The organism is Achromobacter sp. NPDC058515, assembly GCF_042721735.1.
Classification (GTDB): domain Bacteria; phylum Pseudomonadota; class Gammaproteobacteria; order Burkholderiales; family Burkholderiaceae_B; genus Achromobacter.
The window spans coordinates 1-22,241 of record NZ_JBHXNI010000020.1; the positions used below are offsets into that span (position 1 = coordinate 1).

General features: G+C 68.2%; 23 protein-coding genes. 5 read left to right on the plus strand and 18 right to left on the minus strand.

The features are described 5' to 3' along the window. Positions 1-1,098 precede the first annotated feature (1,098 nt). The 6 genes from ACFWP0_RS26465 to ACFWP0_RS26490 form a co-directional block, all read right to left on the minus strand. Positions 1,099-1,824, minus strand: a complete 726-nt coding sequence (locus ACFWP0_RS26465; RefSeq protein ID WP_377847267.1) for an amino acid ABC transporter ATP-binding protein — start codon at positions 1,822-1,824, stop codon at positions 1,099-1,101. After that, a complete protein-coding gene (locus ACFWP0_RS26470; protein ID WP_377847269.1) occupies positions 1,821-2,537 on the minus strand; it encodes an amino acid ABC transporter permease in 717 nt (238 codons plus the stop codon). Before ACFWP0_RS26470 ends, ACFWP0_RS26465 begins: the two co-directional genes overlap by 4 nt. 2 nt (positions 2,538-2,539) lie before the next feature. Further along, entirely contained in the window at positions 2,540-3,241 is a 702-nt protein-coding gene (locus ACFWP0_RS26475) for an amino acid ABC transporter permease (RefSeq protein WP_377847270.1), read from the minus strand. A gap of 28 nt (positions 3,242-3,269) precedes the next feature. Beyond that, entirely contained in the window at positions 3,270-4,097 is an 828-nt protein-coding gene (locus ACFWP0_RS26480; RefSeq protein WP_377847272.1) for an ABC transporter substrate-binding protein, read from the minus strand. Positions 4,098-4,198: 101 nt separating this feature from the next. Then, positions 4,199-5,416 (minus strand): aminotransferase class I/II-fold pyridoxal phosphate-dependent enzyme, encoded by a 1,218-nt coding sequence (locus ACFWP0_RS26485; RefSeq protein ID WP_377847274.1) that lies wholly within the window; start codon positions 5,414-5,416, stop codon positions 4,199-4,201. After that, a complete protein-coding gene (locus ACFWP0_RS26490) occupies positions 5,413-6,087 on the minus strand; it encodes an RraA family protein (RefSeq protein WP_377847276.1) in 675 nt (224 codons plus the stop codon). The genes ACFWP0_RS26485 and ACFWP0_RS26490 overlap by 4 nt, the downstream gene beginning before the upstream one ends. Before the next feature lie 215 nt (positions 6,088-6,302). Here ACFWP0_RS26490 and ACFWP0_RS26495 point away from each other — a divergent pair, with 215 nt between their 5' ends. Continuing rightward, positions 6,303-7,196 (plus strand): LysR family transcriptional regulator, encoded by an 894-nt coding sequence (locus tag ACFWP0_RS26495; protein ID WP_377847278.1) that lies wholly within the window; start codon positions 6,303-6,305, stop codon positions 7,194-7,196. A 475-nt stretch (positions 7,197-7,671) separates the two neighbouring features. On the opposite strand, the gene ACFWP0_RS26500 is transcribed toward ACFWP0_RS26495, so the two are convergent. The 6 genes from ACFWP0_RS26500 to ACFWP0_RS26525 all read right to left on the minus strand — a co-directional run bounded on the left by ACFWP0_RS26500 (position 7,672) and on the right by ACFWP0_RS26525 (position 11,929). Continuing rightward, a complete protein-coding gene (locus tag ACFWP0_RS26500) occupies positions 7,672-8,412 on the minus strand; it encodes a lysophospholipid acyltransferase family protein (protein ID WP_377847280.1) in 741 nt (246 codons plus the stop codon). After that, positions 8,409-9,698: a dihydroorotase gene (locus ACFWP0_RS26505; protein WP_377847282.1), complete on the minus strand. Its 1,290-nt coding sequence runs from the start codon at positions 9,696-9,698 to the stop codon at positions 8,409-8,411. The genes ACFWP0_RS26500 and ACFWP0_RS26505 overlap by 4 nt, the downstream gene beginning before the upstream one ends. Beyond that, the gene (locus tag ACFWP0_RS26510; protein ID WP_377847284.1) at positions 9,695-10,615 is read right to left on the minus strand and encodes an aspartate carbamoyltransferase; all 921 of its coding nucleotides are present in this window, start codon (positions 10,613-10,615) and stop codon (positions 9,695-9,697) included. Before ACFWP0_RS26510 ends, ACFWP0_RS26505 begins: the two co-directional genes overlap by 4 nt. A gap of 21 nt (positions 10,616-10,636) precedes the next feature. Continuing rightward, a complete protein-coding gene (gene ruvX, locus ACFWP0_RS26515; protein ID WP_377847286.1) occupies positions 10,637-11,038 on the minus strand; it encodes a Holliday junction resolvase RuvX in 402 nt (133 codons plus the stop codon). Then, complete coding sequence (locus ACFWP0_RS26520; RefSeq protein WP_377847288.1) at positions 11,031-11,618, minus strand: YqgE/AlgH family protein; 588 nt, start codon at positions 11,616-11,618, stop codon at positions 11,031-11,033. Before ACFWP0_RS26520 ends, ruvX begins: the two co-directional genes overlap by 8 nt. A 146-nt stretch (positions 11,619-11,764) precedes the next feature. Continuing rightward, complete coding sequence (locus ACFWP0_RS26525) at positions 11,765-11,929, minus strand: rubredoxin (protein WP_003814980.1); 165 nt, start codon at positions 11,927-11,929, stop codon at positions 11,765-11,767. 154 nt (positions 11,930-12,083) lie between these two features. Here ACFWP0_RS26525 and ACFWP0_RS26530 point away from each other — a divergent pair, with 154 nt between their 5' ends. From ACFWP0_RS26530 to hemL, 3 genes are read left to right on the plus strand one after another with little or no spacing between them, the layout of a single operon-like run. Further along, positions 12,084-12,893 carry a hydroxymethylpyrimidine/phosphomethylpyrimidine kinase gene (locus tag ACFWP0_RS26530; RefSeq protein WP_377847290.1) on the plus strand — a complete coding sequence of 270 codons (810 nt, stop codon included), beginning with the start codon at positions 12,084-12,086 and terminating at the stop codon, positions 12,891-12,893. Next, entirely contained in the window at positions 12,890-13,555 is a 666-nt protein-coding gene (thiE, locus tag ACFWP0_RS26535) for a thiamine phosphate synthase (RefSeq protein WP_377847291.1), read from the plus strand. Before ACFWP0_RS26530 ends, thiE begins: the two co-directional genes overlap by 4 nt. A 5-nt stretch (positions 13,556-13,560) precedes the next feature. Continuing rightward, positions 13,561-14,838, plus strand: a complete 1,278-nt coding sequence (gene hemL, locus ACFWP0_RS26540) for a glutamate-1-semialdehyde 2,1-aminomutase (protein ID WP_377847293.1) — start codon at positions 13,561-13,563, stop codon at positions 14,836-14,838. 29 nt (positions 14,839-14,867) lie between these two features. Here hemL and ACFWP0_RS26545 read toward each other — a convergent pair whose 3' ends face one another. Beyond that, positions 14,868-15,623, minus strand: a complete 756-nt coding sequence (locus ACFWP0_RS26545) for a lytic transglycosylase domain-containing protein (protein ID WP_377847295.1) — start codon at positions 15,621-15,623, stop codon at positions 14,868-14,870. A 271-nt stretch (positions 15,624-15,894) separates the two neighbouring features. On the opposite strand from ACFWP0_RS26545, the gene ACFWP0_RS26550 reads away from it, so the two are divergent. After that, positions 15,895-17,679, plus strand: a complete 1,785-nt coding sequence (locus ACFWP0_RS26550; RefSeq protein WP_377847297.1) for a DUF342 domain-containing protein — start codon at positions 15,895-15,897, stop codon at positions 17,677-17,679. A 9-nt stretch (positions 17,680-17,688) separates the two neighbouring features. On the opposite strand, the gene ACFWP0_RS26555 is transcribed toward ACFWP0_RS26550, so the two are convergent. From ACFWP0_RS26555 to ACFWP0_RS26575, 5 genes are read right to left on the minus strand one after another with little or no spacing between them, the layout of a single operon-like run. Next, positions 17,689-18,495 carry an SDR family oxidoreductase gene (locus ACFWP0_RS26555; RefSeq protein ID WP_377847299.1) on the minus strand — a complete coding sequence of 269 codons (807 nt, stop codon included), beginning with the start codon at positions 18,493-18,495 and terminating at the stop codon, positions 17,689-17,691. A gap of 13 nt (positions 18,496-18,508) precedes the next feature. Continuing rightward, on the minus strand, positions 18,509-19,120 hold the full coding sequence (locus tag ACFWP0_RS26560) for a cysteine hydrolase family protein (RefSeq protein ID WP_377847301.1): 612 nt from the start codon (positions 19,118-19,120) through the stop codon (positions 18,509-18,511). Continuing rightward, positions 19,117-19,650, minus strand: coding sequence for an aromatic-ring-hydroxylating dioxygenase subunit beta (locus tag ACFWP0_RS26565; protein ID WP_377847303.1), 534 nt, complete (start codon positions 19,648-19,650; stop codon positions 19,117-19,119). Before ACFWP0_RS26565 ends, ACFWP0_RS26560 begins: the two co-directional genes overlap by 4 nt. Further along, the gene (locus tag ACFWP0_RS26570) at positions 19,641-20,987 is read right to left on the minus strand and encodes an aromatic ring-hydroxylating dioxygenase subunit alpha (protein WP_377847305.1); all 1,347 of its coding nucleotides are present in this window, start codon (positions 20,985-20,987) and stop codon (positions 19,641-19,643) included. The genes ACFWP0_RS26565 and ACFWP0_RS26570 overlap by 10 nt, the downstream gene beginning before the upstream one ends. A gap of 9 nt (positions 20,988-20,996) precedes the next feature. After that, on the minus strand, positions 20,997-22,241 hold the full coding sequence (locus ACFWP0_RS26575; protein WP_377847306.1) for a dienelactone hydrolase family protein: 1,245 nt from the start codon (positions 22,239-22,241) through the stop codon (positions 20,997-20,999).

Here is a 22,241-nt window from a genome sequence, read left to right on the forward strand (position 1 = left end):
GACTGCCCCCTCGTCATCTTCGTTGTCGCCTTCGGCGACTGCCTTCAGATTCCCTCGGGCGCATGGAGGTTGCTCGCAGCCCCACCGCCCGCGCCACCGGGCTACGGGTGTCTGGGTTTGCTACGCTGCTAGAGCTGTGATCAGGGCAGGGAATCTGCGGGGCCGCCGAAATGCAGCCGCGCGGGCGGCAGCATTCGGCATATGGGTGTTGGGGCGTTGAGGCGGTGGTCGCTTGCGCGAATGCGTCGGTTGGCTTGCTAATGGCGCCGCAATCAGGAGGGAGAGGCGGTGATGGGCGGCGCGCGACAACGAGCCGCTTGCGCCTGCAGACCTGTACGCGCGCGCCGCCCATCGGGCACTGGAGTTGAAATGGCGATTTGTGGCGGGCCGAAAATTCTGGGCCTGTCACTGCTCGGCCGGTGTCTGACACCCGTGTGAGACGATCTTCAGCTTGAGCCGCCGTCTCATGGGTGTCAGACACCTGGTTCGGCGTTTCATCGGTATCTGCCGGTGTCTGACACCCGTATGAGACGATCTCCAGCTTGGGCCGCGGTCTCATGGGTGTCTGACACCTGGTTCGGCGCTTTATCGGCATCTGCTGGTGTCTGACACCCGTGTGAGCCGATCTCCTGCTTGAGCCGCCGTCTCATGGGTGTCTGACACCTGGTTCGGCGCCTTATCGGTATCAGACCCTGGTCAGACGGTATCTGGCCGTTAACGTCGCGCAGCAGCATCATCAACCGCAAAACACCGCCAAAGCCCCCTAGGCCGCCCGCGCGGCCGGCCGGGGGGCGAGCCCCGCAAGATCCACCGCCACACCTCACCCGTGGCGAGAACCTCAAGAACCCCGCCCGCCCTCGCGCCAGTGAAGCTGAAACCAACAGAGCCTGTCGCGCCCGGGGGCCTGGGGTCCGCGGGGCGTCGATAAGCCCGAGGGAATCTGAAGGAAGCGCCAAGGGCGCTGACGAAGATGACGAAGGGGCAGTCCGGAGCGAAGGCTCCGGACCGCAATCGCAGCCCCGCGCACCCCAGGCCCCCCGGCGCGACAGGCGTCTTAAGAACCAGCGGCCTCCCAAGAACCAGCACCGTCCAAAAGAATCAATGCCGAATCTCAGCCAGAAACTTCTGCGCCCGCACCGTCCCAGGCCGAGTAAAGAACCCCTCCGGCGTCCCGGTCTCCACAATCCGCCCCGCATCCATGAACCACACCCGATCCGCCACCTCCCGAGCAAACCCCATCTCGTGCGTCACGCACACCATCGTCATCCCGTCCTTCGCCAGGCCCTTCATCACCTGCAGGACCTCGCCCACCATCTCCGGGTCCAGCGCGCTCGTCGGCTCGTCGAACAGCATGACCGGGGGGTTCATCGCCAGCGCCCGGGCGATAGCCACACGCTGCTGCTGGCCCCCGGAAAGCTGCGCCGGATAGGCCTCCCCCTTGTGCGCCAGCCCCACCCTTTCCAGCAGCTGCATCGCGCGGTCCCGGGCTTCCGGGCGGCGGGCGCGCTTGAGCTGCAGCGGCGCCAGCATCAGGTTCTCCATCACCGACAGATGCGGGAACAGATTGAACTGCTGGAACACGAAACCGATGTGGCTGCGCAGCGTATCCAGGTGGATCTGGCCGCCGTAGATGTCCTTGCCGTCCACCTCGATCAGGCCCTTCTGGATCGGCTCCAGCCGGTTGACGGTCCGGATCAGCGTGGACTTGCCCGAGCCCGACGGCCCGCACACCACCACCACCTCGCCCTTCTTGACCTGCTCGGTCACATCGGCCAGCGCCTGATAATCGCCGTACCACTTCTGCACTTCGGAAAATCGGATCATGTCGGCACCACTTTAGGGGCAGGCGAGAGTCCGGCGCGCCGCCTGCCGATGCGGCGTTCGGTCAGGTGCACCAGGGAACTCAGGCCAAAGTTCAGGACGAAATAGGTCAGCGCAAGCAGCCCGAAGACTTCGAACGGCTTGGTCAGCAGCACGCTGTTGATCTGGTTGGCCGCGTAGGTCAGTTCCTGCACGCTGATCACATAGGCCAGCGACGTCTCCTTCACCGTGGACACGAACTGGCTCAGCATGCTGGGCAGCATGTTGTAGAGCGCCTGCGGCAGGATCACTTGCCGCATGGTCTGCATGTACGACAGCCCCAGCGCGCGGCTGGCTTCCTGCTGGCCCGGCGGCAGCGCCTGGATGCCGGCGCGGATGATCTCGGCCAGGTAGGCGCTTTCGTAGCAGACCAGCGCCACCACCATCGTGGTCGTGCCCGCCACGGGACGGCCGATGATCAGCGGCACGAAGAAGTACGCCCAGAAAATGAACATCAGCAGCGGCAGGCCGCGCACCAGGTAGACCACCGCCGAGGACGGCCAGTAGAAGATCCGGTAGGGGCTGATCCGGCCCAGCGCCAGCAGCACCCCGCAGGGCAGCGCCAGGGCCAGGCTGACGGCGGCCAGTCCCAGGGTGGCCGCCAGGCCGCCGACAGGGCCGTGCGGATACTGCCCGATCAGCAGCAGGAGCCAGTTGTCTTTGAGTATGTCCCACATGGTCAGCGCGCTCCCAGCGGACGATAGCGTCGTTGCAGGATCGCCCCGCCGCCCATGATCAGAAACGACAGCGCCAGGTAGATGGCCGTCACCACGGCGTAGGCCTCGAACGTGCGGAACGTGCTGTTCTCGATCTCGCGGCCGGCGGCGGTCAGCTCGGTCACGCCGATGGCCATCGCCAGGCTGGTGTTCTTGAGCAGCAGCAGCGTCTGGTTGAGCAGCGGCGGGATCGCGATGCGGAAGGCTTGCGGCAGCACGACCTTGCGCATGGTCTTCAGAAAGCTCAGGCCCAGCGCGCGCGCCGCCTCGACCTGCCCCGGGGCAATGCCGCGCACGGCGCTGCGCAGGTCTTCGCAGATGTAGGCCGACATCACCAGCGCGATCGCGATGCAGGACAGGATGAACTCGCTGCCGTGGCTGTTGAGCCAGTCGGTGACGGGCTGCGGCAACAGCGCCGGCACGCCGAAGTACCAGAAAAGAATGTGCACCAGCATGGGCACGTTGCGGTGAAACGCGACATAGGTCGCGATCAGCCCGTTGGCCACGGGCGAGCCGGTCAGGCGGATCACCGCCAGCAGGCTGCCCACGAAGAACGCCAGAATCCAGGCAAGCCCGGCCAGCGCCAGGGTGGTGATGAACCCCCTGAGCAGCCAGGCCGGATACTCGCCCTGGAAAATGGCATTGAAATCAAAGACGTAGTGCATCGAACCAGGCTCCGGCGCGCTCGGCGCATCAACCCTTGATGGCTTCGATGCGGAAGTCGCGCTTGATGTTGAACTGCGTGCCGGAGCCGAACCACTTGTCGAAGGTCTTGGCGGCCTGACCCGAAGCCTCCATGCCGTCCAGCACCTTGTTCACCTGGTTCAGCATGCCGGCGTCGCCCTTGCGCACGCCCATGCCCCACGGCTCGACGAACAGGGCGGGCTCAAGAATCTTGACCGGGACCGCGCTCTTGGCCGCTTGGCCCTGGAGCTTGACCAGCATCAGTTCCGACCCCACGAAGCCGCTGACCTTGCCCTGCTGCAGGGCCAGGAACGCGCCGCTGGGGTCCTTGAACGTCACGGGCTCGACGTTGGGGATGTTCTTGCGCGCGCCCAGTTCCGACGAGGATCCGCGCACCGCGCTGACGCGCTTGCCGGCCAGGTCGGCGGGCGCCTTCAGGTCTTTCTCGGAATCGCGCGCCAGCACTTTCTGCAGGCTCACGAAATGCTGGTGCGAGTAGTCGATCTGCTGGGCGCGTTCCGGGCTCCAGCCCAGGTTGGCGGCCACCACGTCCACGCGGCCGGCGATCAGCTCGGGAATGCGGGCCTCGACGGCGATCAGCTTGAGCTCCAGCGGCACGCCCAGGCTGTCGGCCACTGCCTGGCACATATCGACTTCATAGCCGACGATGCCGCGGGTCTTCGGGTCCTGGAAGCTGAACGGCTCGGCCGTGCCCATGGTGCCGCAGATGAACTTGCCGCGCGCCTTGATGTCCTGCAGCGTGTCGGCATGGGCGGCGGGCGCCAGCGCGGCGGCCAGGCCGGCGGCGGCGACGAAGGAAGAGATCAGTGTCTTCATGCTATTTCCCCTGAAAAAATATAGGTATGGGTACTGCCGGTGATGCTGAACGAACGCCGCGACGCGGCGGACGCGAGGCGGCCGATGAGGGCCGCCCGTTTTCATGCCAGGCTTGCGCACGCCTCGCGGATGCGGCGGCAGCCTTCCTCGATATTGCTCATCGATGTCGCGAAGCTGAGCCGCAGATAGGGCGACAGGCCGTAGGCCGCGCCGTCCAGGCCGGCCACGCCCGCCTCGTCCAGCAGGAACATCACCACATCCAGATCGCTTTCCAGCTTGCGCCCGGCCGGCGTGCGCTTGCCCAGCAGGCCTTCGACCGACGGATAGACGTAGAACGCGCCCAGCGGAAGCGGGCAGCGGATGCCGGGCACCGCGTTCAGCAGCGCCACGATGCGGTCGCGCCGCTCGTGGAAGACGGCAGCCGCATCGCGCACGCATTGCTGGTCGGCGGTCAGCGCGGTGCGCGCGGCCGACTGGCTGATCGCGCTGACGCAGCTGGTGCTTTGCGAGATCAGCGTGGCCATGGCCTTGATCAGCGCCTTCGGACCGCCCGCGTACCCCAGGCGCCAGCCCGTCATGGCGTAGGCCTTGGACACGCCGTTGATCGTCAGCGTGCGGCCGGCCAGCGCCGGCGCCGCGGCGGCGGGCGACACATGGCGAGCATCGCCGTAGGCCAGGTGTTCGTAGATCTCGTCGGTCATGAGCCACACCCGCGGATGGCGCGCCAGCACCTCGGCGAGCGCGCGCAGCTCCGCGGCGTCGTACATCGCGCCGGTGGGGTTGCTGGGCGTGTTCAGAAGCACCCACTTCGTGCGGGGCGTGATGGCGCGTTCCAGCGCCTGCGGCGTGAGCTTGAATCCGTCGGACTCCGGGCAGGCCACCACCACCGGCGTGCCGTCGTTGACCAGCACCATGTCGGGATAGGACACCCAGTACGGGGCCGGAATGATGACCTCGTCGCCAGCCTGCACGGTGGCGGCCAGCGCGGTGAAGATCAGTTGCTTGGCGCCCACGCCGACGATAAGTTCGTCCAGCCCGTAGTCCAGTCCGTTTTCGCGCTGGAACTTGGCGCGCACCGCTTCCAGCAGGGGCTTCGCGCCGGTGGACGAGGTGTAGCGGATGTCGCCGCTGTTGAGCGTGTCGATGCCGGCCTGGACGATGTGCGCGGGCGTGGGCAGGTCGGGTTCGCCCACGGTGAAGTCGATGATGTCGCGGCCCTGGGCGCGCAACTGGTCGACGCGGCTCTTGGCCATCATGCTGGGCGACGGCTTGATGACGCGCGCCCGCTCGGCCAGGAATTCGTGCTCGGCGCCGCTCATGCCAATCCCTTGGCGGCAAACGCGGCCTGCATCCAGCTCTGGCTTTTCTCGCCGCCGGCGATCTCGGCCATGATGCGCGCCTCCTTGTCGGCGTGCGCGCGCGCCGCGGCGATTAGCGCTTCGGCGTCGGATGGCGCAAAGCTGACCAGTCCGTCTTCGTCGCCCACCACGATATCGCCGGGGTTGATGACCTGCCCGCCGATGGACACCGGCACGTTGACCTCGCCGGGGCCGTCCTTGTAGGGGCCGCGGTGGATGTGGCCGCGCGCGTAGCAGGGGAAGCTGTCGGCTTCGAAGGCCGCCACGTCGCGAATCGCGCCGTCGACGACGACGCCCGCGCAGCCATGGACCTGCAGGTAGCGCTTCATGATCTCGCCGAGCACGGCGTTGGACAGGTCGCCGCCCGCGTCCACCACCAGCACGTGGCCGGGCTGGATCTGCATCATCGCCTTGTAGATCAGCAGGTTGTCGCCGGGCCGGGTCTTGACCGTCAGCGCGGTGCCGGCCAGCTTGCCGCTGCCGTTGTAGCGGCGCAGGCCGGAGATGCCCTCGCGGCGCGCGAGGTTGTCGCTCAGATGCGGGGTGACGATGCCGGCCAGCGCCTCCAGGATGGAGGCGGGAGCGACGGGAGAAGCCGGCAATATGCGGGCGCCGGTGGAAATGGTAGCCATGAAGGTCTGCGTATCCTGAGTCGGGAGCCGCCGGGTTCTGGTGGTTTCAGGCCCAGGCGCCGGACGGTCGGGAAGTAAGTCAGATCGAATGGTGCGAGCTTTTCCGATTCCGAAAAAGGGATTAAATTTCCACGAACTTTATCCCTTTTAGGAATATAAGGGTTAGCCCTTAATGGAAATTTTGGAATGAATAACGGCTCGCAAGGGGGACCCGCATGCTGACTTTCAAACAGATCGAAGCGCTGTACTGGACGGTCAGGCTGGGCACTTTCTCGGCGTCGGCGCAAAAGCTGCACACGACGCAATCGGCGATCACCAAGCGCATCCAGGAGCTGGAGGCCGACTTCGACATTGCGCTGTTCGACCGCTCGGGCCACCGCGCCGAACTGACGGCGCGCGGCCATGAGGTCTATGCGCTGGCCGAGGAGATGCTGGGCCACCGCGACCGGTTGCTGGTCCGCCTGAAGGGCCAGCACACGCTGACCGGCACGTTCCGTTTCGGCATCACCGAGATCACGGCGATGACCTGGCTGCCCGCGCTGATCCGGCTGTTGCGCGCGCATTACCCGCGCATCACGCTGGAACCGCATATCGACCTGGGCGCCGACCTGCTCAAGCGCCTGCAGGCCGGGCAGCTGGACATGGCGTTCCTGCACGGCGAGTTCGCGGAACCGAATCTGCAGGTGGTGGCGCTGCAGAGGCTGGAGTTCGCATGGATGGGCAGCCCCGACCTGATCGACGCGAGCCGCATCTACACGCCCGCCGACATCGCGCGGCTGCCGTTGCTGCGGCAGAGCCGGGAGTCGGGGCTGAACATGATCTACGACGGCTGGCTGCGTCCCCACACGCCGGCCAGCAATATCTTCACCATCAACAGCCTGATCGCCATGGCGGGCCTGACCGCCGCGGGCTTCGGGGTGAGCTGCCTGCCGCGCGATTACTTCGCGGACATGGTTAGCGCCAAGCAGCTGGTGATCGCCCGCACGAGCACCGCGCCGCCGCAATCGGTCTACAGCGCAATGTTCCGCCGAGATGCGGATGTGGCTTTTTGCGAGAGCGTGGCGGAGTTGGCTGAGAGTTGCTGCGAGTTTTCCGGGGGGTGGAAGTAAGGGGTTTTTTTGGCGGCTTGGAGGTGGTTCTTAAGGCGCCTGACGTGACGGGGCTCGAACCAGGTGTCTGACACCTATGAGCAGGTGTCTGACACCCATGAAACGGCGGCTCAAGCTGGAGATCGGCTCACACGGGTGTCAGACACCGGCGGAGCAGTGACAGGCCCAGAATTTTCTGGCTCGCTGCTAATCGCCATTTCAACTCCAATGCCTGATGCGAACCAGGTGTCTGACACCCATGAGACGGCGGATCAAGCTGAAGATCGGCTCACACGGGTGTCAGACACCGGCAGAGCAGCGACAGGCCACGAACCAGGTGTCTGACACCCATGAGACGGCGGATCAAGCTGGAGATCGTCTCACACGGGTGTCAGACACCGGCGGAGCAGCGACAGGCGAGGATTTTCTGGCTCGCTGCTACCTGCGACGATCCGACAGCTAGCACCTACGAAGCCAAAAGACGTCGCCTTAAAGCTCAAAGCACACTAAGAATCGCATCCCGAGCCTGGTGAGACAGCTCCAGCCGCGTAGGCAGACTTCCATCCGGATGCCGGGTTTCCAACGCAGGCAAGAACACCACTTCCACCGCCAACCCCGTCACCCCCAGCACCCGCCAAAGATTAGCCACCAGCGACTCCTCCCCCACGAACGCCGCATAGCCGCTGCGCTTGCCGTGCTGAAGAAAACGCAGGGCCACGGGTTGGATGTCGATGGCGGCGGCGCGGGCCGGCTCGAACAGGCTGGCGTGGAAAGGGAGGAGCTCGAAGCCTTCGGTCGTCGTGCCCTCGGGAAACAGGCCGACGGCATCGCCCTGCTTGAAGCGGGCTTGCATCGACTCGCCCATCGCATGGACCGCGTGGCGCTGGCCGCGTTCGATGAAGAGCGTGCCGGCGCCGGCCACCAGCCAGCCGATGACGGGCCAGCTGCGGATCTCGCTCTTGGCGACGAAGGAAGTCGCCCGGGCAGAGTTCAGCACGAAGATGTCGATCCAGGAGACATGGTTCGCCACCAGCAGCACCGGACCCGTCATGCGCGGCTGGCCCTTGAAGATGACTCGCAGGCCACAGGCCGCCATCAGGCAGCGCGACCAGCTGCGGTTCAGCCAGGCTCGCGCCGTGGGACGCAGCAGGGGATACACCAGACCTACGCAGAGCAGGCCGAAGAGGATCAAGGGCAGGACAAGGCTCAGGCGTAAGACAAAGCGCAGCAGCTTCAAACTGGAGTCTCCCAGGCCGGCTGGCCACCTACCACGGTGGCGCGCACACGACCGGGCAGCATCATACCTGCGAAAGGGGTGTGGCCGCTGCGGCTCTGGAGCGCGGCGGGGGTCACTATCCATTCCGCATCCAGGTCCACCAGGCACAGGTCGGCTGGCGCGCCCACGCCCAGGTGCCCGGCGGGCGTCGCGTGAGGCGCGATCTTGCCCAGCACGGCGGCGGGGCCGGAAGTCACCCGCGCCAGCGCCTCGGCCAGCGGGCGGCGGCTGTCGCGCACCCACTTCAAGGTCAAAGACAGCAGCAGCTCCAGGCCGGTGGCGCCGGGCGCCGATGCCGGGAATGGCGCGGCCTTGCCGCGTCCGTCGACCGGCGTGTGGTCTGAGCACAGCGCGTCGACCACGCCATCGGCCAGCGCCGCCTGGATGGCGTCGCGGTCGCGCTGGCCGCGCAAGGGCGGGCGCAGGTGGAAATTCGTGTCGAAGAAGCCGATGTCCACGTCGGTCAGGTGCAGGCTGTTGGCGGACACGTCGGCGGTGACGGGCAAGCCCTCGCGCCTGGCCGCGCGCAGCAGCTCCAGCCCCGCTGCGGTGGACAGGCGCGCCAGGTGCACGCGGGCGCCGGTGGCGCGCTGCAATTCGAAGATCGTGTGCAGCGCCACCGTTTCCGCCTGCGCGGGCAATCCCTCCAGGCCCAGGCGTTCCGCATAGGCGCCGCTGGCGGCCGACGCGCCGCGCGCCAGCCACGGGTCTTGCGGGCGCAGCCACAGCGCATGGCCCAGGCCGCCGGCGTACCGCAAGGCGCCCCAGAGCACCCGCGTGTCGGCGATGCCGGATTCGCCCTGCGCATAGGCGATGCAGCCGGCCTGGGCCAGCAGCCCCATTTCCGTCAGCGTTTCGCCCGCCAGCGCCACGGTCATCGCGCCCAGCGGATGGACCGCGCACTGTCCTGGCTGCGCATGGCGCATCAGCGCTTCCACCTTGGTCGGTTCGTCCAGGGGCGCGTCCGCGTGGGGCGGCAGCACCAGGCGCGTCACGCCGCCGGCCAGCGCGGCGCGCAGTTCGGCTGGCGCGAATCCGGCGGCGCCGGGCTGCGCCACGCGCGCGGACAGGTCGATCAGGCCCGGCAGCACCGCCAGTCCGCCGGCGTCCAGGCGGCGGTCGGCCTGAAAGCCGTCGGGCGCGTCGCCCACGGCGACCACGTGGCCGTGGGCGATGTAAAGGTCATGCCGCCCGTCCACCCCGTGCGCGGGATCGATCAGCCGGCCGTTGGCGATGTGCAGCCTCATGGCGCGTCTCCGGCCAGCACGCGCAGGGCGGCCAGGCGCAAGTGCTGTTCAAGTTCGGCCAGGCGCGCCTCGATGGGCGCAACGCTGGCCGCGATGTCGCCGTCCACCTCCACGCCGGGCGCGAGCCGGTCGGCGGGCAACAGCAAGGCATCGGGCCTGGCGGCGGCAAGCGCGGCGGGCGTCAGCCCGTGCGTGTAGGCATATTCGCGCGCTGAAGGCAGCAGCGCGCCGCTGATCTGTTCGACGCGCAAGGGCAGCACGATGACGACATCGGCATCCTGCAGGCCTTCCCGCAGGGTGGCGCAGGCGCGCACGCCCAGCTGCGGCAGGCCCTCGGGCAGCAGCGTGCGCGGGGCCGCCACGCGCACCTCGGGCACGCCCAGGGTGGTGAGGAGATGGATAACGGAACGCGCCAGGCGCGAATGGCTGATGTCGCCCACCAACGTCACGGCCAGGTTCGTCAGGTCGTGCTTGATCTCGATGATGGCCTGGACCAGCGCCAGGGCGGGCAAGGGGTCCGCGTGCCGGCCATCGCCCGCGTTGATGACGCGCAGGCCCGGCGCGGCGTGGGCCGCCGCGCAATGGGCCGCGCCGCTTTCCTCGTGGCGCAGCACCAGCACGCCCGGGGCCAGCGCGCCGGCGGTTTCGGCCAGCGCGCCGACGGCCGGCGCATTCAGCGTCACCGGCAGCATCGACAGCCGGGCCGCCGCGGCGGCGTAGGCTTCGCGGTCCGCCGAGGCGGCTTCGGGCAGGGACAGGAAGACCGGCAGCGCCGGCGCCGCATCGGGCTGCGCGCCGCCGGCCGCCGCGTCGGCGCGCGCCGCGTCCAGCAGCCGCTCGACATGGCGGCGGGGCAGCCCTTCCGTGGTCAGCAGATGAATGAGTTCGCCGCGGCGGTCAAGTTGCGGATTGAGCATGGGCAGGACGGGCCGCGGCCATCAGGACGCAGGCAGGTTATCCAGATAGCGTTGCAGGATAACAGCCGCCGCCATCGCGTCATCCGCGGCATGCGTGCCGAGCAGGCGCTGCGCCTCCATGCTGGAGCCGCGCTCGTCCACCAGTTCGACGGCGACGCCGAAGCGGCCATGGAGCTGGTTGGCGAAGCGCCTGCAACGCGCGGTGGCGGGCTGATCGCCGCCATCGGCGTCCAGCGCCAGCCCCACGACCACGCGGTGGGGCTGCCATTCCTGCAGCAGCGCCGCGATGCGGCCAAAGCGCGCGTCGCGGATCTCGCTGAAAATGATTTCCAGGGGACGCGCCTGGCGCGTCAGCGTGTTGCCGATGGCGATGCCGATCTTCTTCTCGCCGAAGTCGAAGGCAAGCAGTGTTTCTTCAGGCATGGCCCGCGTCGCCGGCCAACATGACGGGATCGATGCCCAGCAGCTTCAGCGCGGCGGGATAGCGGTCTTCGGGCGGCACGTCGAAAATGATGTGGTCGTCGGCGCCGACGCTGAGCCAGGCGTTCTGGCCCATTTCGCTTTCAAGCTGGCCGGCGCCCCAGCCCGCATAGCCCAGCGTGACCAGCATGCGGGCGGGCCCGTTGCCGTCGGCCACGGCCTGCAGCACGTCGCGCGAGGTGGTCAGCGCCATGCCGCCCATCTTGATGCTGGAGCTGTAGTCGCCGGCGGGCGCATGCAATACGAAACCGCGGTCGGTCTGCACCGGACCGCCAAAGAAGACAAAGGTATCCTTGACGGGCCCGATCTCCAGCGTCAGGTCGATGCGCTCGAACAGCGTGCCCAGCGTCAGGTCCGTGGGGCGGTTGATGACCAGGCCCAGCGCGCCGCGCTCGGTGTGCTCGCACACATAGATGACGGAACCCGCCAGGCTTCCTTCGACCATGCCCGGCATGGCGATCAGGAACTGATTGGCGAAGTTGGCCGCCTGCGTCGTGGCGTCTTCGTGGTGTTTTTCCGTCATGGCAACCCCTTCTTGGGTAGTCTGAGAGAACCGTGGGAGAGGCCGCGCGAACGCGGCCCATCTTGCCTGGCGGCAGTCCGACGGTTACGAGGGATGGGGGTATAGCCCCATCTTACGAGCCCTGGCGGAATATGTCGGCTACAGGTTCAGATTTCCATCAGCTCAAAGTCCTCTTTGCGGGCGCCGCATTCGGGACAGACCCAGTTCGGCGGCACGTCTTCCCAGCGGGTGCCGGGAGCGATACCTTCGTCGGGCAGGCCGGCCTCTTCGTCATAGACCCAGCCACAAATCAGACACATCCAAGTACGCATAGTTCTCTCTTACATCAATTCCCCGCCGTCATCCCCGCGGCGGGGCAAAGGTGGGGGGCTTCCATTAGAATGGGGACAATCTTACCGAAACCCAATAGGGGTTCCCCTGATTCACCTCAATTGGGTCCGGGCACCCTAACTTAAGCGCAGTCAAGTGGCCCCCGTTACTCCCCCTCTCGTTTTGGTCTTCGGCCCGCTCGATCCCTCGGGCTCCGACGGCTTGCCCGCGGACGCCGTTACCTGCGCCCGCCTGGGCTGTCATGGCCTGGCGGCCGTAACCGCGCTGACCGTGCAGGACACTGCCGGCATCGAAGAAATCCATCCCGTTTCGCCCGACCTGCTGGACGACCAGGCACGCTGCCTGCTCGAAGATATGTCCGTGCAGGCCATCAAGGTGGGCGGACTATACACCGCGGAAACTGCCAGCGTTGCGGCGCAGGTCGCCGCCGACTACAGCCAGGTGCCGCTGGTGCTGCACCTGGGCCAACGCGCCCAGCTGCCGGCCGACGCCGCCGACGAGGACGAGGCCGACGACCTGCTGGCCGCGACGCTGGAGCTCGTGCTGCCGCAGACCGACCTGCTGGTCATCGAGCACCTGCGCCTGGCGCAGTGGCACGCCGACGGCGACATCGATATCGGGGACGCAGCGTCGCCCATGCACGCCCTGGTGGCGGCGGGCGCCGAATGGGTTCTGGTGCTGGGCAGCCCCCAGCGCCCCGGCCATTTCGCCAATGTACTGCTGGGCCCCAGCGGCCAGACGCATACCTGGCCGTGGCAAGCGCCCCCGGACCGCAACGGCGACGCCGGCGGCCTGGCCGCCACCGCCATCACCGCCCTCCTGGCGCGCGGCCTGGACATGCCGGAAGCGGTGCGCCAGGGCCTGGCGCACGCCGACGCGTCCGTCGCCGCCAGCTTCCTGCCGGGCATGGGCCGGCGCATTCCCAACCGGATCCTGCCGCAATGAAACCGCTGCGCTTTCCCTCCGGCCTGTATGGCGTCACCCCCGAATGGGACGACACCGACCGCCTGATGCTGGCGGTGCGCCGCGCCGCCGACGGCGGCATGCGCGCGCTGCAGCTGCGCCGCAAGAACGTGCCCGATTCGGTGCGCGCCGAGCAGGCCCGCGCGCTGGCGCCGCTGTGCCGCGAACTGGGCGTGGTCTTCCTGATCAACGACGACTGGCGCCTGGCGCTGGACGTGGGCGCCGACGGCGCGCATGTGGGCCGCGACGACGACAGCCTGGCGCGCATCCGCAAGGAAGCCGGCCCCGACCTGATCCTGGGCGGATCCAGCTACGACGACCTGAACCGCGCGCGGGAACTGCTGGACGCCGGCGCCGACTACATCGCCTTCGGCGCCATGTTCGCCTCCACCGTCAAGCCGGACACCGTGCGCGCCCCGCTGTCCGTCCTGACCGAAGCCCGCCGCCTGGTGGAAGACCGCGACGCGCCCCGGCCCGCCGTGGTCGCCATCGGCGGCATCACGCCCGACAACGCCCTGCTGGTGGCGCAGGCTGGAGCCGACTCCATCGCCGTCATCACCGCACTGTTCGAAGCGCCCAGCATCCGGGCCGCCGCGGCGGCCTGCTCCGCGCCCTATTCAGCCAACCCTCACCGCAAGCCTTGAACGCCATGTCCCGTAACGCTCAGCTTTTCGAACGCGCCTGCCGCAGCATCCCCGGCGGCGTCAACTCGCCCGTGCGCGCCTTCCGCTCCGTGGGCGGCACGCCGCGCTTCATCAAGCGCGCGCAAGGCCCGTACGTGTGGGACGCGGAAGACAAGCAGTACATCGACTACGTGGGCTCCTGGGGCCCGGCCATCCTCGGCCATTCGCACCCTGAAGTCGTGCGCGCCGTGCAGGAAGCCGCCGTCAACGGGCTGTCCTTCGGCGCCCCCACGGAAGCGGAGATCGAACTGGCCGAAGTGCTGATCTCGCGCCTGCCCTCGCTGGAACAGGTGCGCCTGGTCAGCTCCGGCACGGAAGCCACCATGACGGCCATCCGCCTGGCGCGCGGCGCCACCGGCCGCGCCAAGATCGTGAAATTCGAAGGCTGCTACCACGGCCATTCGGACAGCCTGCTGGTCAAGGCCGGCTCCGGCCTGCTGACCTTCGGCAACCCCAGCTCGGCAGGCGTTCCCCCCGAATTCGTCTCGCACACGCTGACCCTCGAATACAACAACCTGGACGCCGTGCGCGAGGCCTTCGCCCAGCATGGCGCCGACATCGCCTGCATCATCGTGGAGCCGGTCGCCGGCAACATGAACCTGATCAAGCCGGCGGCGGGCTTCCTGGAAGGCCTGCGCGAGGTCTGCACGCAGCACGGCGCGCTGCTGATTTTCGACGAAGTGATGACGGGCTTTCGCGTCGGGCCGCAAGGCGTGCAGGGGCTGACCGGCGTCAAGCCGGACATCACCACGCTGGCCAAGGTGATCGGCGGCGGCATGCCGGTGGGCGCCTTCGGCGGCAGCGCCGAGATCATGAAGCACATCGCCCCGCTGGGCGGCGTCTATCAGGCGGGCACGCTGTCGGGCAATCCGGTGGCCGTCGCCGCAGGCCTGGCCACGCTGCGCCTGATCGCCGCGCCGGGCTTCTACGACAAGCTGTCGGCCCAGACCGCCAAGCTGGCCCAGGGCCTGCAGGAGCGCGCCCGCGCCGCCGGCCTGGCCTTCTCGGCCGATTCGGTGGGCGGCATGTTCGGCATCTACTTCAGCGACGCGGTCCCGACCTCGTTCGCCGAGGTCTCGGCCTGCGATACGGCGGCGTTCAACCGCTTTTTCCACGCCATGCTGGACCACGGCGTGCACTTCGCGCCGTCCGCGTTCGAGGCGGGCTTTGTCTCGGCCACGCACGACGACGCCGTGATCCAGTCGACGCTGGACATCGCCGAGAAGGTCTTCGCGGCCCTCTGACCGGCAGAAGGGGAGCCGGCCCGCTCCCTTCAAGGCGCCTTGTACTGCTCGTACAAGGCCGTCACATCCCGCACATAGGCCTGCGTTTCCGCATACGGCGGCACCGCGTCGTACTTGCGCACCGCGCCCTCGCCCGCGTTGTAGGCGGCAAGCGCCAGGTCCAGCCGGCCGGGATACCGGTCGATCAGCCGGCGCAGGTGGCGCGAGCCGGCCTGCACATTCGTCGCCGGGTCCACCAGCGCGCGCTCGACATCATCCACCGACAGCAGCGGCGCGGCCGTGGCCGGCATCAGCTGCATCAGGCCCAGCGCGCCCTTGGGCGAGCGGGCATCGCTGCGGAAACCCGATTCGATCGCGATGATCGCCGTCAGCAGCGCGCGGTCCACGCCGGAGTCCTGCGCGGCGCGGGCGATCAGGCTGTCGTGCTTGGTCGTGGGCTTCACGTCGCCCCAGCGCAGCGCGCGCGCCGTCGGCCCCAGCGAGGCCAGCCGCGCGCCGTCCCCGGCCTCGGGAGCACAGGACAGGCAGAGCTTGCCGGGACCGCCCCCGCGCAAGGCGCTGCGCGTCTGCGCCCGCTTGTAGTATTTGCCGTAGCCGTTGGGCACCTTCATCGCCCGCCAGTTGCCGTAGGGGTCTTTGTAACGGTAGGTTTCTGCGGCGTGGGCCGGCGCGGAAGGCGCCAGCGCCAGAGCGCCCGCCATCAAGGCCGCCACCGCCGCCATCCCGCCGGCGCGCGCCAGAAGGGCGCGCAAGGCCGAAGGAATGGGTAGGGGTGGTGAGGACATGGGACGGGGCTCCGGCGGCGTCCTGAGACGCGTTGGCGAGGTCCTATGCTGCTGCGGGCGCACCGGTTTGTCTTTCCTGCCTATGCCCTAGTCCTGCCCGGCCGCCCCGTGTCCCTCTGATAAACAGGGACAGAACTACGGCGGGCGGCCGATATATTTGGCCCTACTCGGCGATAACTCTGATGGCTTGCTTAGAATATGTCGTAATATTTCGTTCAATTACTAAATGATTGAACCTGGCCGCCTCGTGCCAGGCAGGAGAGAGGGTGAAATGGGCGCAGAAAACACGCTCCAGCTGGTGCTGGATGCCAATACCAACGTCCTGACGGCCGTATATACCCCGCCTCCGCGGCCCGAGCCCGTCGCTGCCCCCGCAAGCGGTGCCGCGCCGACAGAGGACACGTTCGACCCCGCCGGCCCCGCGCCCGGCCCCGAAGCCTCCTCCGACGACCAAGCCGCCGACATCGCCGTCGCGGTCGGCTCCGAGGCCGCCGAAGCTCCTCCCTTCATCAATGCCGACCTGCCCAATTGGGACACCCTGGTGGCCGCGGCCGTCGCCCAGGGCTGGACGGCCGAGGCGCTCGACAACCACGCCATCCTGGCCTTCATCGACCTGTGCCGGACCGCTCCCGACGCCGTGCAGAGCCCTGTCGGCAAGGTCGTGGACGGCGCCTTCGAGGTGGAGCTGGACGCCAGCCGCATGGCCGCGACGCTGACGCTGGAGCCGCCCAAGGGCGGCAAGCCCGTCGCGCTGGACACGGTGCGCCAGGCGCTGGTCGATCAAGGCATCGTCCATGGCGTGATGGCGCAGGCGCTGGCCGAGGCCGTGGAACAAGGGCGCCGCGAAACCGTTCTTATCGCCCAGGGCACGCCGCCCACGCGCGGCACCCCGACCCGCTTCGAAAGCCTGCTGGACCGCCTGAAGCCCCGCGCCGAAGACATCGACGAACTGGCCCAGGTGGACTACCGCGATCTCGGCAGCCTGCTGCTGGTGTCGCCCGGCACGCCGCTGATGCGCCGGATTCCGCCGCTGCCCGGCGTGGACGGAACCAACGTGCTGGGCGAACCCGTTCTTCCGGAGGAACTGCCCGACACTCCGTTCTCCAAGGAGCTGTCCGGCGTCGCGGTCGACCCGGAAGATCCGCTGCTGCTGCGCGCGGCCATCGCAGGCACGCCCACGCTGATCAGCCAGGGCGTGCAGGTGAACCCGATGGTGGAGGTGGACGCCGTCAACCTGTCCACGGGCAACATCACGTTCGAGGGATCGCTGCAGGTGCGCGGCGACATCAGCGCCACCATGGAAGTCCGCGTGACCGGCGACGTGGTCGTCAACGGCACCATCGAGGCGGCCCTGGTGGAAGCCGGCGGCAACATCACGGTCAAGGGCGGCATCATCGGCATGGCCGAGACCCTGCACGACGCCACGGCCACCGCCCGCACCGCCCACATCGTCTGTGGCGGCGCGCTGCGCGCGAAGTTCATCGAGAACGCCGTCATCAGCGCGGGCCAGGACATCGATGTCGAACGCGAGATCCGGCAAAGCAGCATCGCCGCCGGCGGCAGCGTGAACGTCGGCCCGCCCAATACCCAGCAAAGCGCCATCACGGGCGGCGAGACCCGCGCCTTGCTGGCGATCCGCGCCGGCACCATCGGTTCGCCCTCGGGCATCCCGACCCGCGTGCAGGCGGGCCTGGACCCGCACGCGGACATCAAGCGCACGGCGCTGACGCGCAAGCGCCTGAAGATGAACGAAGACAAGGCCAAGCTGGAACAGCTGCTGATGTTCCTGCAGGCCAATCCCCAGCGGGCCACGGGCGACGTGGTCGAGCGCGCGCGCAACACCCACGCCAAGCTCATCGGGGATCTGGCGGCGCTCGAAGAAGAGGAAGCCCAGCTGGTGCGAGACCTCCTGCCCCAGCACAACGCCACCATCGCCGCCAGCCGGCGCTTTTGCAGCGGCGCGACGATTCAGCTCGGCAACAAGACGCAGGAGTTCCTGGAAGACCAGGTGGGCGGCAAGGCCGGCCTGGAAGAAGGCGAAATCGTCATCCGCTGAGCCCGCGTCTCAGGGCGCCAGCTCCTTGAACCAGGTCCGCGGCGAAATGCCCCGGTCCGGCCCCAGGATGGAAAACCCGCCGTCCACCGGGATGTCCACGCCGGTCATCCACGACGCGGCGTCCGAGCACGCAAAGCACACGGCGGCGGCGATTTCTTCGCCCGAGCCGACCCGGCCCAGCGGATGGAAATGCGCGCCCACGGCATCGGCGGCCTCGCGCGAGCCGCCCGACAACTGCTCGACCGAAGGCGACCAGGTCCAGGCCGGCGACACCGCCAGCACGCGCACGCCCGCGGGCGCCAGCTCCACCGCGAAATTCTTGGTGATCTGCAGCAGCGCCGCCTTGGAGGCCGGGTACAGCGCCCGTCCGGCCGCGCCGAACTTGCCGCCGGTGCTGCCCATGTTCACCACCACCCCGCCGCGCGGCAGGAACGGCGCCGCCAGCTGCGTGAAGATGGCGGCCGACACCAGGTTCGTATCCAGCGTGCGGTGCCATTCCTCGCGGCTCGAGGCCAGGCCGCGGTCGGCGTACTGGCAGGCGTTGTTCACCAGGATGTCCAGCCGCCCAAATCGCGCCAGGGCGGCATCGACGCAGCCCTGGATCTGGCTGTCCTGGCCGATATCCGTTTCGCAATACAGCGCCCGGCCCCCCAGCGCCTGTTCCAGCGCCCGGCCGGCCTCGGCATTGCGCCCGACCAGCACCACGTTGGCGCCGGCGGCCGCGAATCCGCGCGCGATGTCCGCGCCCAGCCCCTGGGTGCTGCCGGTGACGATGGCGGTCTTGCCCGCCAGGCCGGGAAAGCCTGTGAAATCCATGAACAGTCCTTGATCAGTATGGCGCGGCGGCCCAGCGCACAGCTTCCGCCACCGAGCCGGTTTGCGCAACCAGCCGCATGCTGGCCAGCGAGGCCTCATGCACCGCCAGTTGGGCGGAGGCGCAGGCGTCCTGCGCGACCATCACGTCAAAGCCGATGTCGGCGGCGTGGCGCACGGTGCCCTCCACCACGGAATGCGTGGCCACCCCGGCCACCACCAGCCGCCGCGCGCCCAGCACCCGCAAGGTCTCTTCCAGCGGCGTGCCGTAGAAAGCGCTGATGCGGGTGTGCTTGACGACGAACTCGCGCGCGCTGCCGGCCAGCGGCTGCAGCCCGTCATAGAACGCGCTGCCCCACTGCCCTTCCGCCACCGCGCCTATCGTGGCCACGTTGCGGAAGATCGCGCAGTTGGGCAGCAGGTCGGCGTAGTCCGGGCGGAACGCGATGCGCACATGCACGATGGGCAGTCCGTGGGCGCGCGCGCCTTCAAGCAAGGCCGCCGCATGGTCCAGCAGGCGCTGGCGCGCCCCGCCGTCGGCATCCAGCCCGACGCGGATCTTGCCGTCCGGATGCAGCACATCGTTCTGGTAGTGCAGCGCCAGCACCGCGGCGTCCGCGTCTTTCACACGAAGACCTCAAAGACATCATGCGCATCGTCGCAATTGACGAGGTCCACCCGCTTCATGCGGATGCGCCAGCCCTCGCCCTCGGCCGCCAGCTTGTGGGTGTAGCGGCCGGCCAGCTGGCGCGGCTGGCGCTTGCGCCATTCGGTCATCTGGAAGGCCGAATGCACCACCAGGTTGCCGCCCGCGTCCACGCCTTCGACCTGGACGCTTCCCACCATCCGCACGCTGCGCGTGGGCGGCTGCTGCGACCAGTTGCGCGGGTGCTCCAGGCGGCGGATGCGCACGTCGCGCAGCATGCGGTCTTCCCAGAACAGCGAGATGTGATCGTAGGGGCTTTGCTGGCCCGGCGTCCGGGGCATCCAGTACATGCCGTCCGGCGTCCACAGGGACTGCCAGTCGCCGTAGCGCCGCTCGTCCAGCAGCCGCGCCTCGCGGTACAGGAACTGGGCGATGCGGTGATAGGCGTCGGCCGGCACGTCCGCCGGCGCCAGGTCCGTAGCGCCCACGTCGAAATCAAGGTCTAGCAGCATGCGCCGTCTCCCTTGGCCGTGGCGTCCATCGGGGCCGCCCCGGCCTCCATATAGGCTTTCCAGGCGCGGAACTGGTTGCGCATGGGCAATTCGCTGGTGCCATTCACGGACACCATGCCGTCGGCATCGCTGCGGTCGCTGCCGTGGTAGCGGTGCATGCTGACCCACTCCCCGCCTCGCGTGGCGTTGCCTTCCTGGCAGCGGTTGTAGAGCTCGATGTCGTCCGGCATGACGTTGGACGACGGCGAGTTGATGACATTGGCGTACAACATGGCGCGCTTGAACACGCCGTCCGGCGCGCCCTTGCAGCGGAACGTCTGGATCTCGATCAGGGTCCGGTCGACCGCGATGGGGCGGATCACTCGGAACTGCTGGAACACGGTATGCGGCGAGCCGCTGCCATAGATGACCGTGTTGTGGCGGTTCATGCCCAGGATGCCGCGGGCGCGCTCTGCGCCATAGGCGGCGGTCAGGGCCTCGAAGTGCGCGCGCGACACGGGGTCGCGCTCGGCCGCGCCGGGATTGAAGATGCCTTCCATGTAGCCGTGGCCGTTGTCGTAGGCGCGCAGCTCCAGCTTTTCCCAGAACTCGTAGGGCTCGCCGTTGCCGTCCATGATGTGCAGCTCAAGCGGCATCTCGCCCATTTCCTTGGCCTCGTCGCGCGCGGCGGCGTAGGACGATTCATGGGTGACGCGGGCGTGCATGGTGTCGTGCAGGTTCTCGTAGAACACCTTCCAGTTAGAGCGCTGCATGACGCGAAAGACGCCGCCTGCCACCTCCACCTCGCCCACCGGCGAACGGTCGCAGAGGTTGTCGATGGACGAGCGCACGCCGCCCAGGAAGTCTTCGAGCGCCTGGCCGTCCTTGGACTGGCTGGCGAACACGAAGCCCCGGTAGCTTTCCACGCGCGGCAGGCGCCGCATGGAAAACGACGGATCGGCGGGATCGTAGGACGTGCCTTCCAGGCCCTGCTTCAAGGGCACGCCCAGATGGCTGCCGTCCAGCTTGAAGGTCCAGGCGTGGTACGGGCAGCGGAAAAACTTGCCGACGCAGCCTTCGCCGTCCGCCACCACCTTCGCGCCCTTGTGCGGGCAGCGGTTGTACAGCACATGCACGCGGCCGTCGGCGGCGCGCACCATCAGCACGTCCTGGTCGCCCACGCGGGTGGTGTGATAGTCGCCCGTCCTGGGCACCTGGCTCTCGTGGCCCACGTAGATCCAGGCGCGCCCGTAGATCCGCTGCATTTCGAGGTCGAAGATGGCGGGATCGGTATAGACGCCGCGATGCACGCTGTCGCCGCGCACCATGGACGCCAGTTGTTCGTCGCTATAAGACATGCCGGCCTCCTACTTGTTCTCGCTGTCTTTCCAGCGCGCCATCAGCGTGTTGGACGGCAGCGTCTCGTCCAGCAGCTTGGCGGCGGTTTCGCGGCCCGCCGTGGGCAGGCCCTTCGGATCCAGCAGGCCCACCTGCACCAGCACGCTGGCCTGGTCCCAATAGATGTGCTCGTGGTAGAGCTTGTCGCCGCGGAACTTCACGATGGCCACCAGCGGGATCTCGACGTACTTGCCGGTGGGCGGCACGCCGGGCAGCATCCAGTCGATCTCGGTGGTGTGCGTGAAGCAGAACAGCAATTCATCGACGATCTGCGTGGCGCCGACCGTGCGCGACAGGGGCACCAGGCGCGTGTCGGGCGGGTTGCTGTTGACGAAGTGATGCTGGTAGAAGCGCGAGAGCTCCTTGTGGCCCACGCCGCCCGTCATGGTGGGGATGTGGTTCACGTAGGGCTCGGCCACCATCGTCGCCATGGTGGCGGCCACGTCGCGCGTGCCGAATTCGTACTCGCAGTGCTTGTCCCACAGATACGAGTAATCGAACTCCGGGCCGATGGCGCGCTGCAGCGCGGCGATGCTGCGCTGGTGCGCCATCAGCGCGGACGGCTTGTCGTAGTGCTCGCCGCCCGTGCGCGCAAAAGCGTGGTCCATGCCCGGGTAGACATAGAGCTCCACCCCCGGCTTGCCGCCCAGCGCCTCCAGGATGCGCCCGCGCGCCTCGGGCGGACAGAAGCCGTCCTGCTCGGCGATGTGCAGCACCAGCCGGCCGCGCAGCGCGGACGCTTCTTCCAGGCTGTCCTCGATGCCCACGCCGTAGTAGCCCACCGCCACGTCCGCGTCCGTGCGGCAGGCGGCAAGGTAGGCCAGCTTGCCGCCCAGGCAGTAGCCCAGCACGCCCGCGCCGCCTTCCTGCTCGGGCAGGGCGCGCAGGGCGGCCAGCGTCGAGGCGATGTCCTTGACCCCCAGCTCCACGTCGAATCCCTTGTAGAGCTCGAAGGCGCGCGGCATGTCGGCGGGGCCGTCCGTCAGCTGGATGCCCGGCTGCTGGCGCCAGAACAGGTCGGGCACCAGCACCACGTAGCCCTCCTCGGCCAACAGTTGCGCGGCGCGGCGCATGAAATCATTGACGCCGAAGATCTCCTGGCACAGCACCAGGCCGGGCCCGCGGCCACAGGCCGGCACGGCCAGGTAGGCGCCGAAGGACTTGCCATCGTGCGAGGCGACCGTCGTCTCGCGCGTCGTAATGTTCTGGGTCAT

What these genes read in the sequence shown, in the direction of transcription:
- ACFWP0_RS26465 (WP_377847267.1), bottom strand. Translation starts at nt 1,824, where the DNA reads ATGATCCGATTTTCCGAAGTGCAGAAGTGGTACGGCGATTATCAGGCG.
- ACFWP0_RS26470 (WP_377847269.1), bottom strand. Translation starts at nt 2,537, where the DNA reads ATGTGGGACATACTCAAAGACAACTGGCTCCTGCTGCTGATCGGGCAG.
- ACFWP0_RS26475 (WP_377847270.1), bottom strand. Translation starts at nt 3,241, where the DNA reads ATGCACTACGTCTTTGATTTCAATGCCATTTTCCAGGGCGAGTATCCG.
- ACFWP0_RS26480 (WP_377847272.1), bottom strand. Translation starts at nt 4,097, where the DNA reads ATGAAGACACTGATCTCTTCCTTCGTCGCCGCCGCCGGCCTGGCCGCC.
- ACFWP0_RS26485 (WP_377847274.1), bottom strand. Translation starts at nt 5,416, where the DNA reads ATGAGCGGCGCCGAGCACGAATTCCTGGCCGAGCGGGCGCGCGTCATC.
- ACFWP0_RS26490 (WP_377847276.1), bottom strand. Translation starts at nt 6,087, where the DNA reads ATGGCTACCATTTCCACCGGCGCCCGCATATTGCCGGCTTCTCCCGTC.
- ACFWP0_RS26495 (WP_377847278.1), top strand. Translation starts at nt 6,303, where the DNA reads ATGCTGACTTTCAAACAGATCGAAGCGCTGTACTGGACGGTCAGGCTG.
- ACFWP0_RS26505 (WP_377847282.1), bottom strand. Translation starts at nt 9,698, where the DNA reads ATGAGGCTGCACATCGCCAACGGCCGGCTGATCGATCCCGCGCACGGG.
- ACFWP0_RS26510 (WP_377847284.1), bottom strand. Translation starts at nt 10,615, where the DNA reads ATGCTCAATCCGCAACTTGACCGCCGCGGCGAACTCATTCATCTGCTG.
- ruvX (WP_377847286.1), bottom strand. Translation starts at nt 11,038, where the DNA reads ATGCCTGAAGAAACACTGCTTGCCTTCGACTTCGGCGAGAAGAAGATC.
- ACFWP0_RS26520 (WP_377847288.1), bottom strand. Translation starts at nt 11,618, where the DNA reads ATGACGGAAAAACACCACGAAGACGCCACGACGCAGGCGGCCAACTTC.
- ACFWP0_RS26525 (WP_003814980.1), bottom strand. Translation starts at nt 11,929, where the DNA reads ATGCGTACTTGGATGTGTCTGATTTGTGGCTGGGTCTATGACGAAGAG.
- thiE (WP_377847291.1), top strand. Translation starts at nt 12,890, where the DNA reads ATGAAACCGCTGCGCTTTCCCTCCGGCCTGTATGGCGTCACCCCCGAA.
- hemL (WP_377847293.1), top strand. Translation starts at nt 13,561, where the DNA reads ATGTCCCGTAACGCTCAGCTTTTCGAACGCGCCTGCCGCAGCATCCCC.
- ACFWP0_RS26545 (WP_377847295.1), bottom strand. Translation starts at nt 15,623, where the DNA reads ATGTCCTCACCACCCCTACCCATTCCTTCGGCCTTGCGCGCCCTTCTG.
- ACFWP0_RS26550 (WP_377847297.1), top strand. Translation starts at nt 15,895, where the DNA reads ATGGGCGCAGAAAACACGCTCCAGCTGGTGCTGGATGCCAATACCAAC.
- ACFWP0_RS26555 (WP_377847299.1), bottom strand. Translation starts at nt 18,495, where the DNA reads ATGGATTTCACAGGCTTTCCCGGCCTGGCGGGCAAGACCGCCATCGTC.
- ACFWP0_RS26565 (WP_377847303.1), bottom strand. Translation starts at nt 19,650, where the DNA reads ATGCTGCTAGACCTTGATTTCGACGTGGGCGCTACGGACCTGGCGCCG.
- ACFWP0_RS26570 (WP_377847305.1), bottom strand. Translation starts at nt 20,987, where the DNA reads ATGTCTTATAGCGACGAACAACTGGCGTCCATGGTGCGCGGCGACAGC.
- ACFWP0_RS26575 (WP_377847306.1), bottom strand. Translation starts at nt 22,241, where the DNA reads ATGACCCAGAACATTACGACGCGCGAGACGACGGTCGCCTCGCACGAT.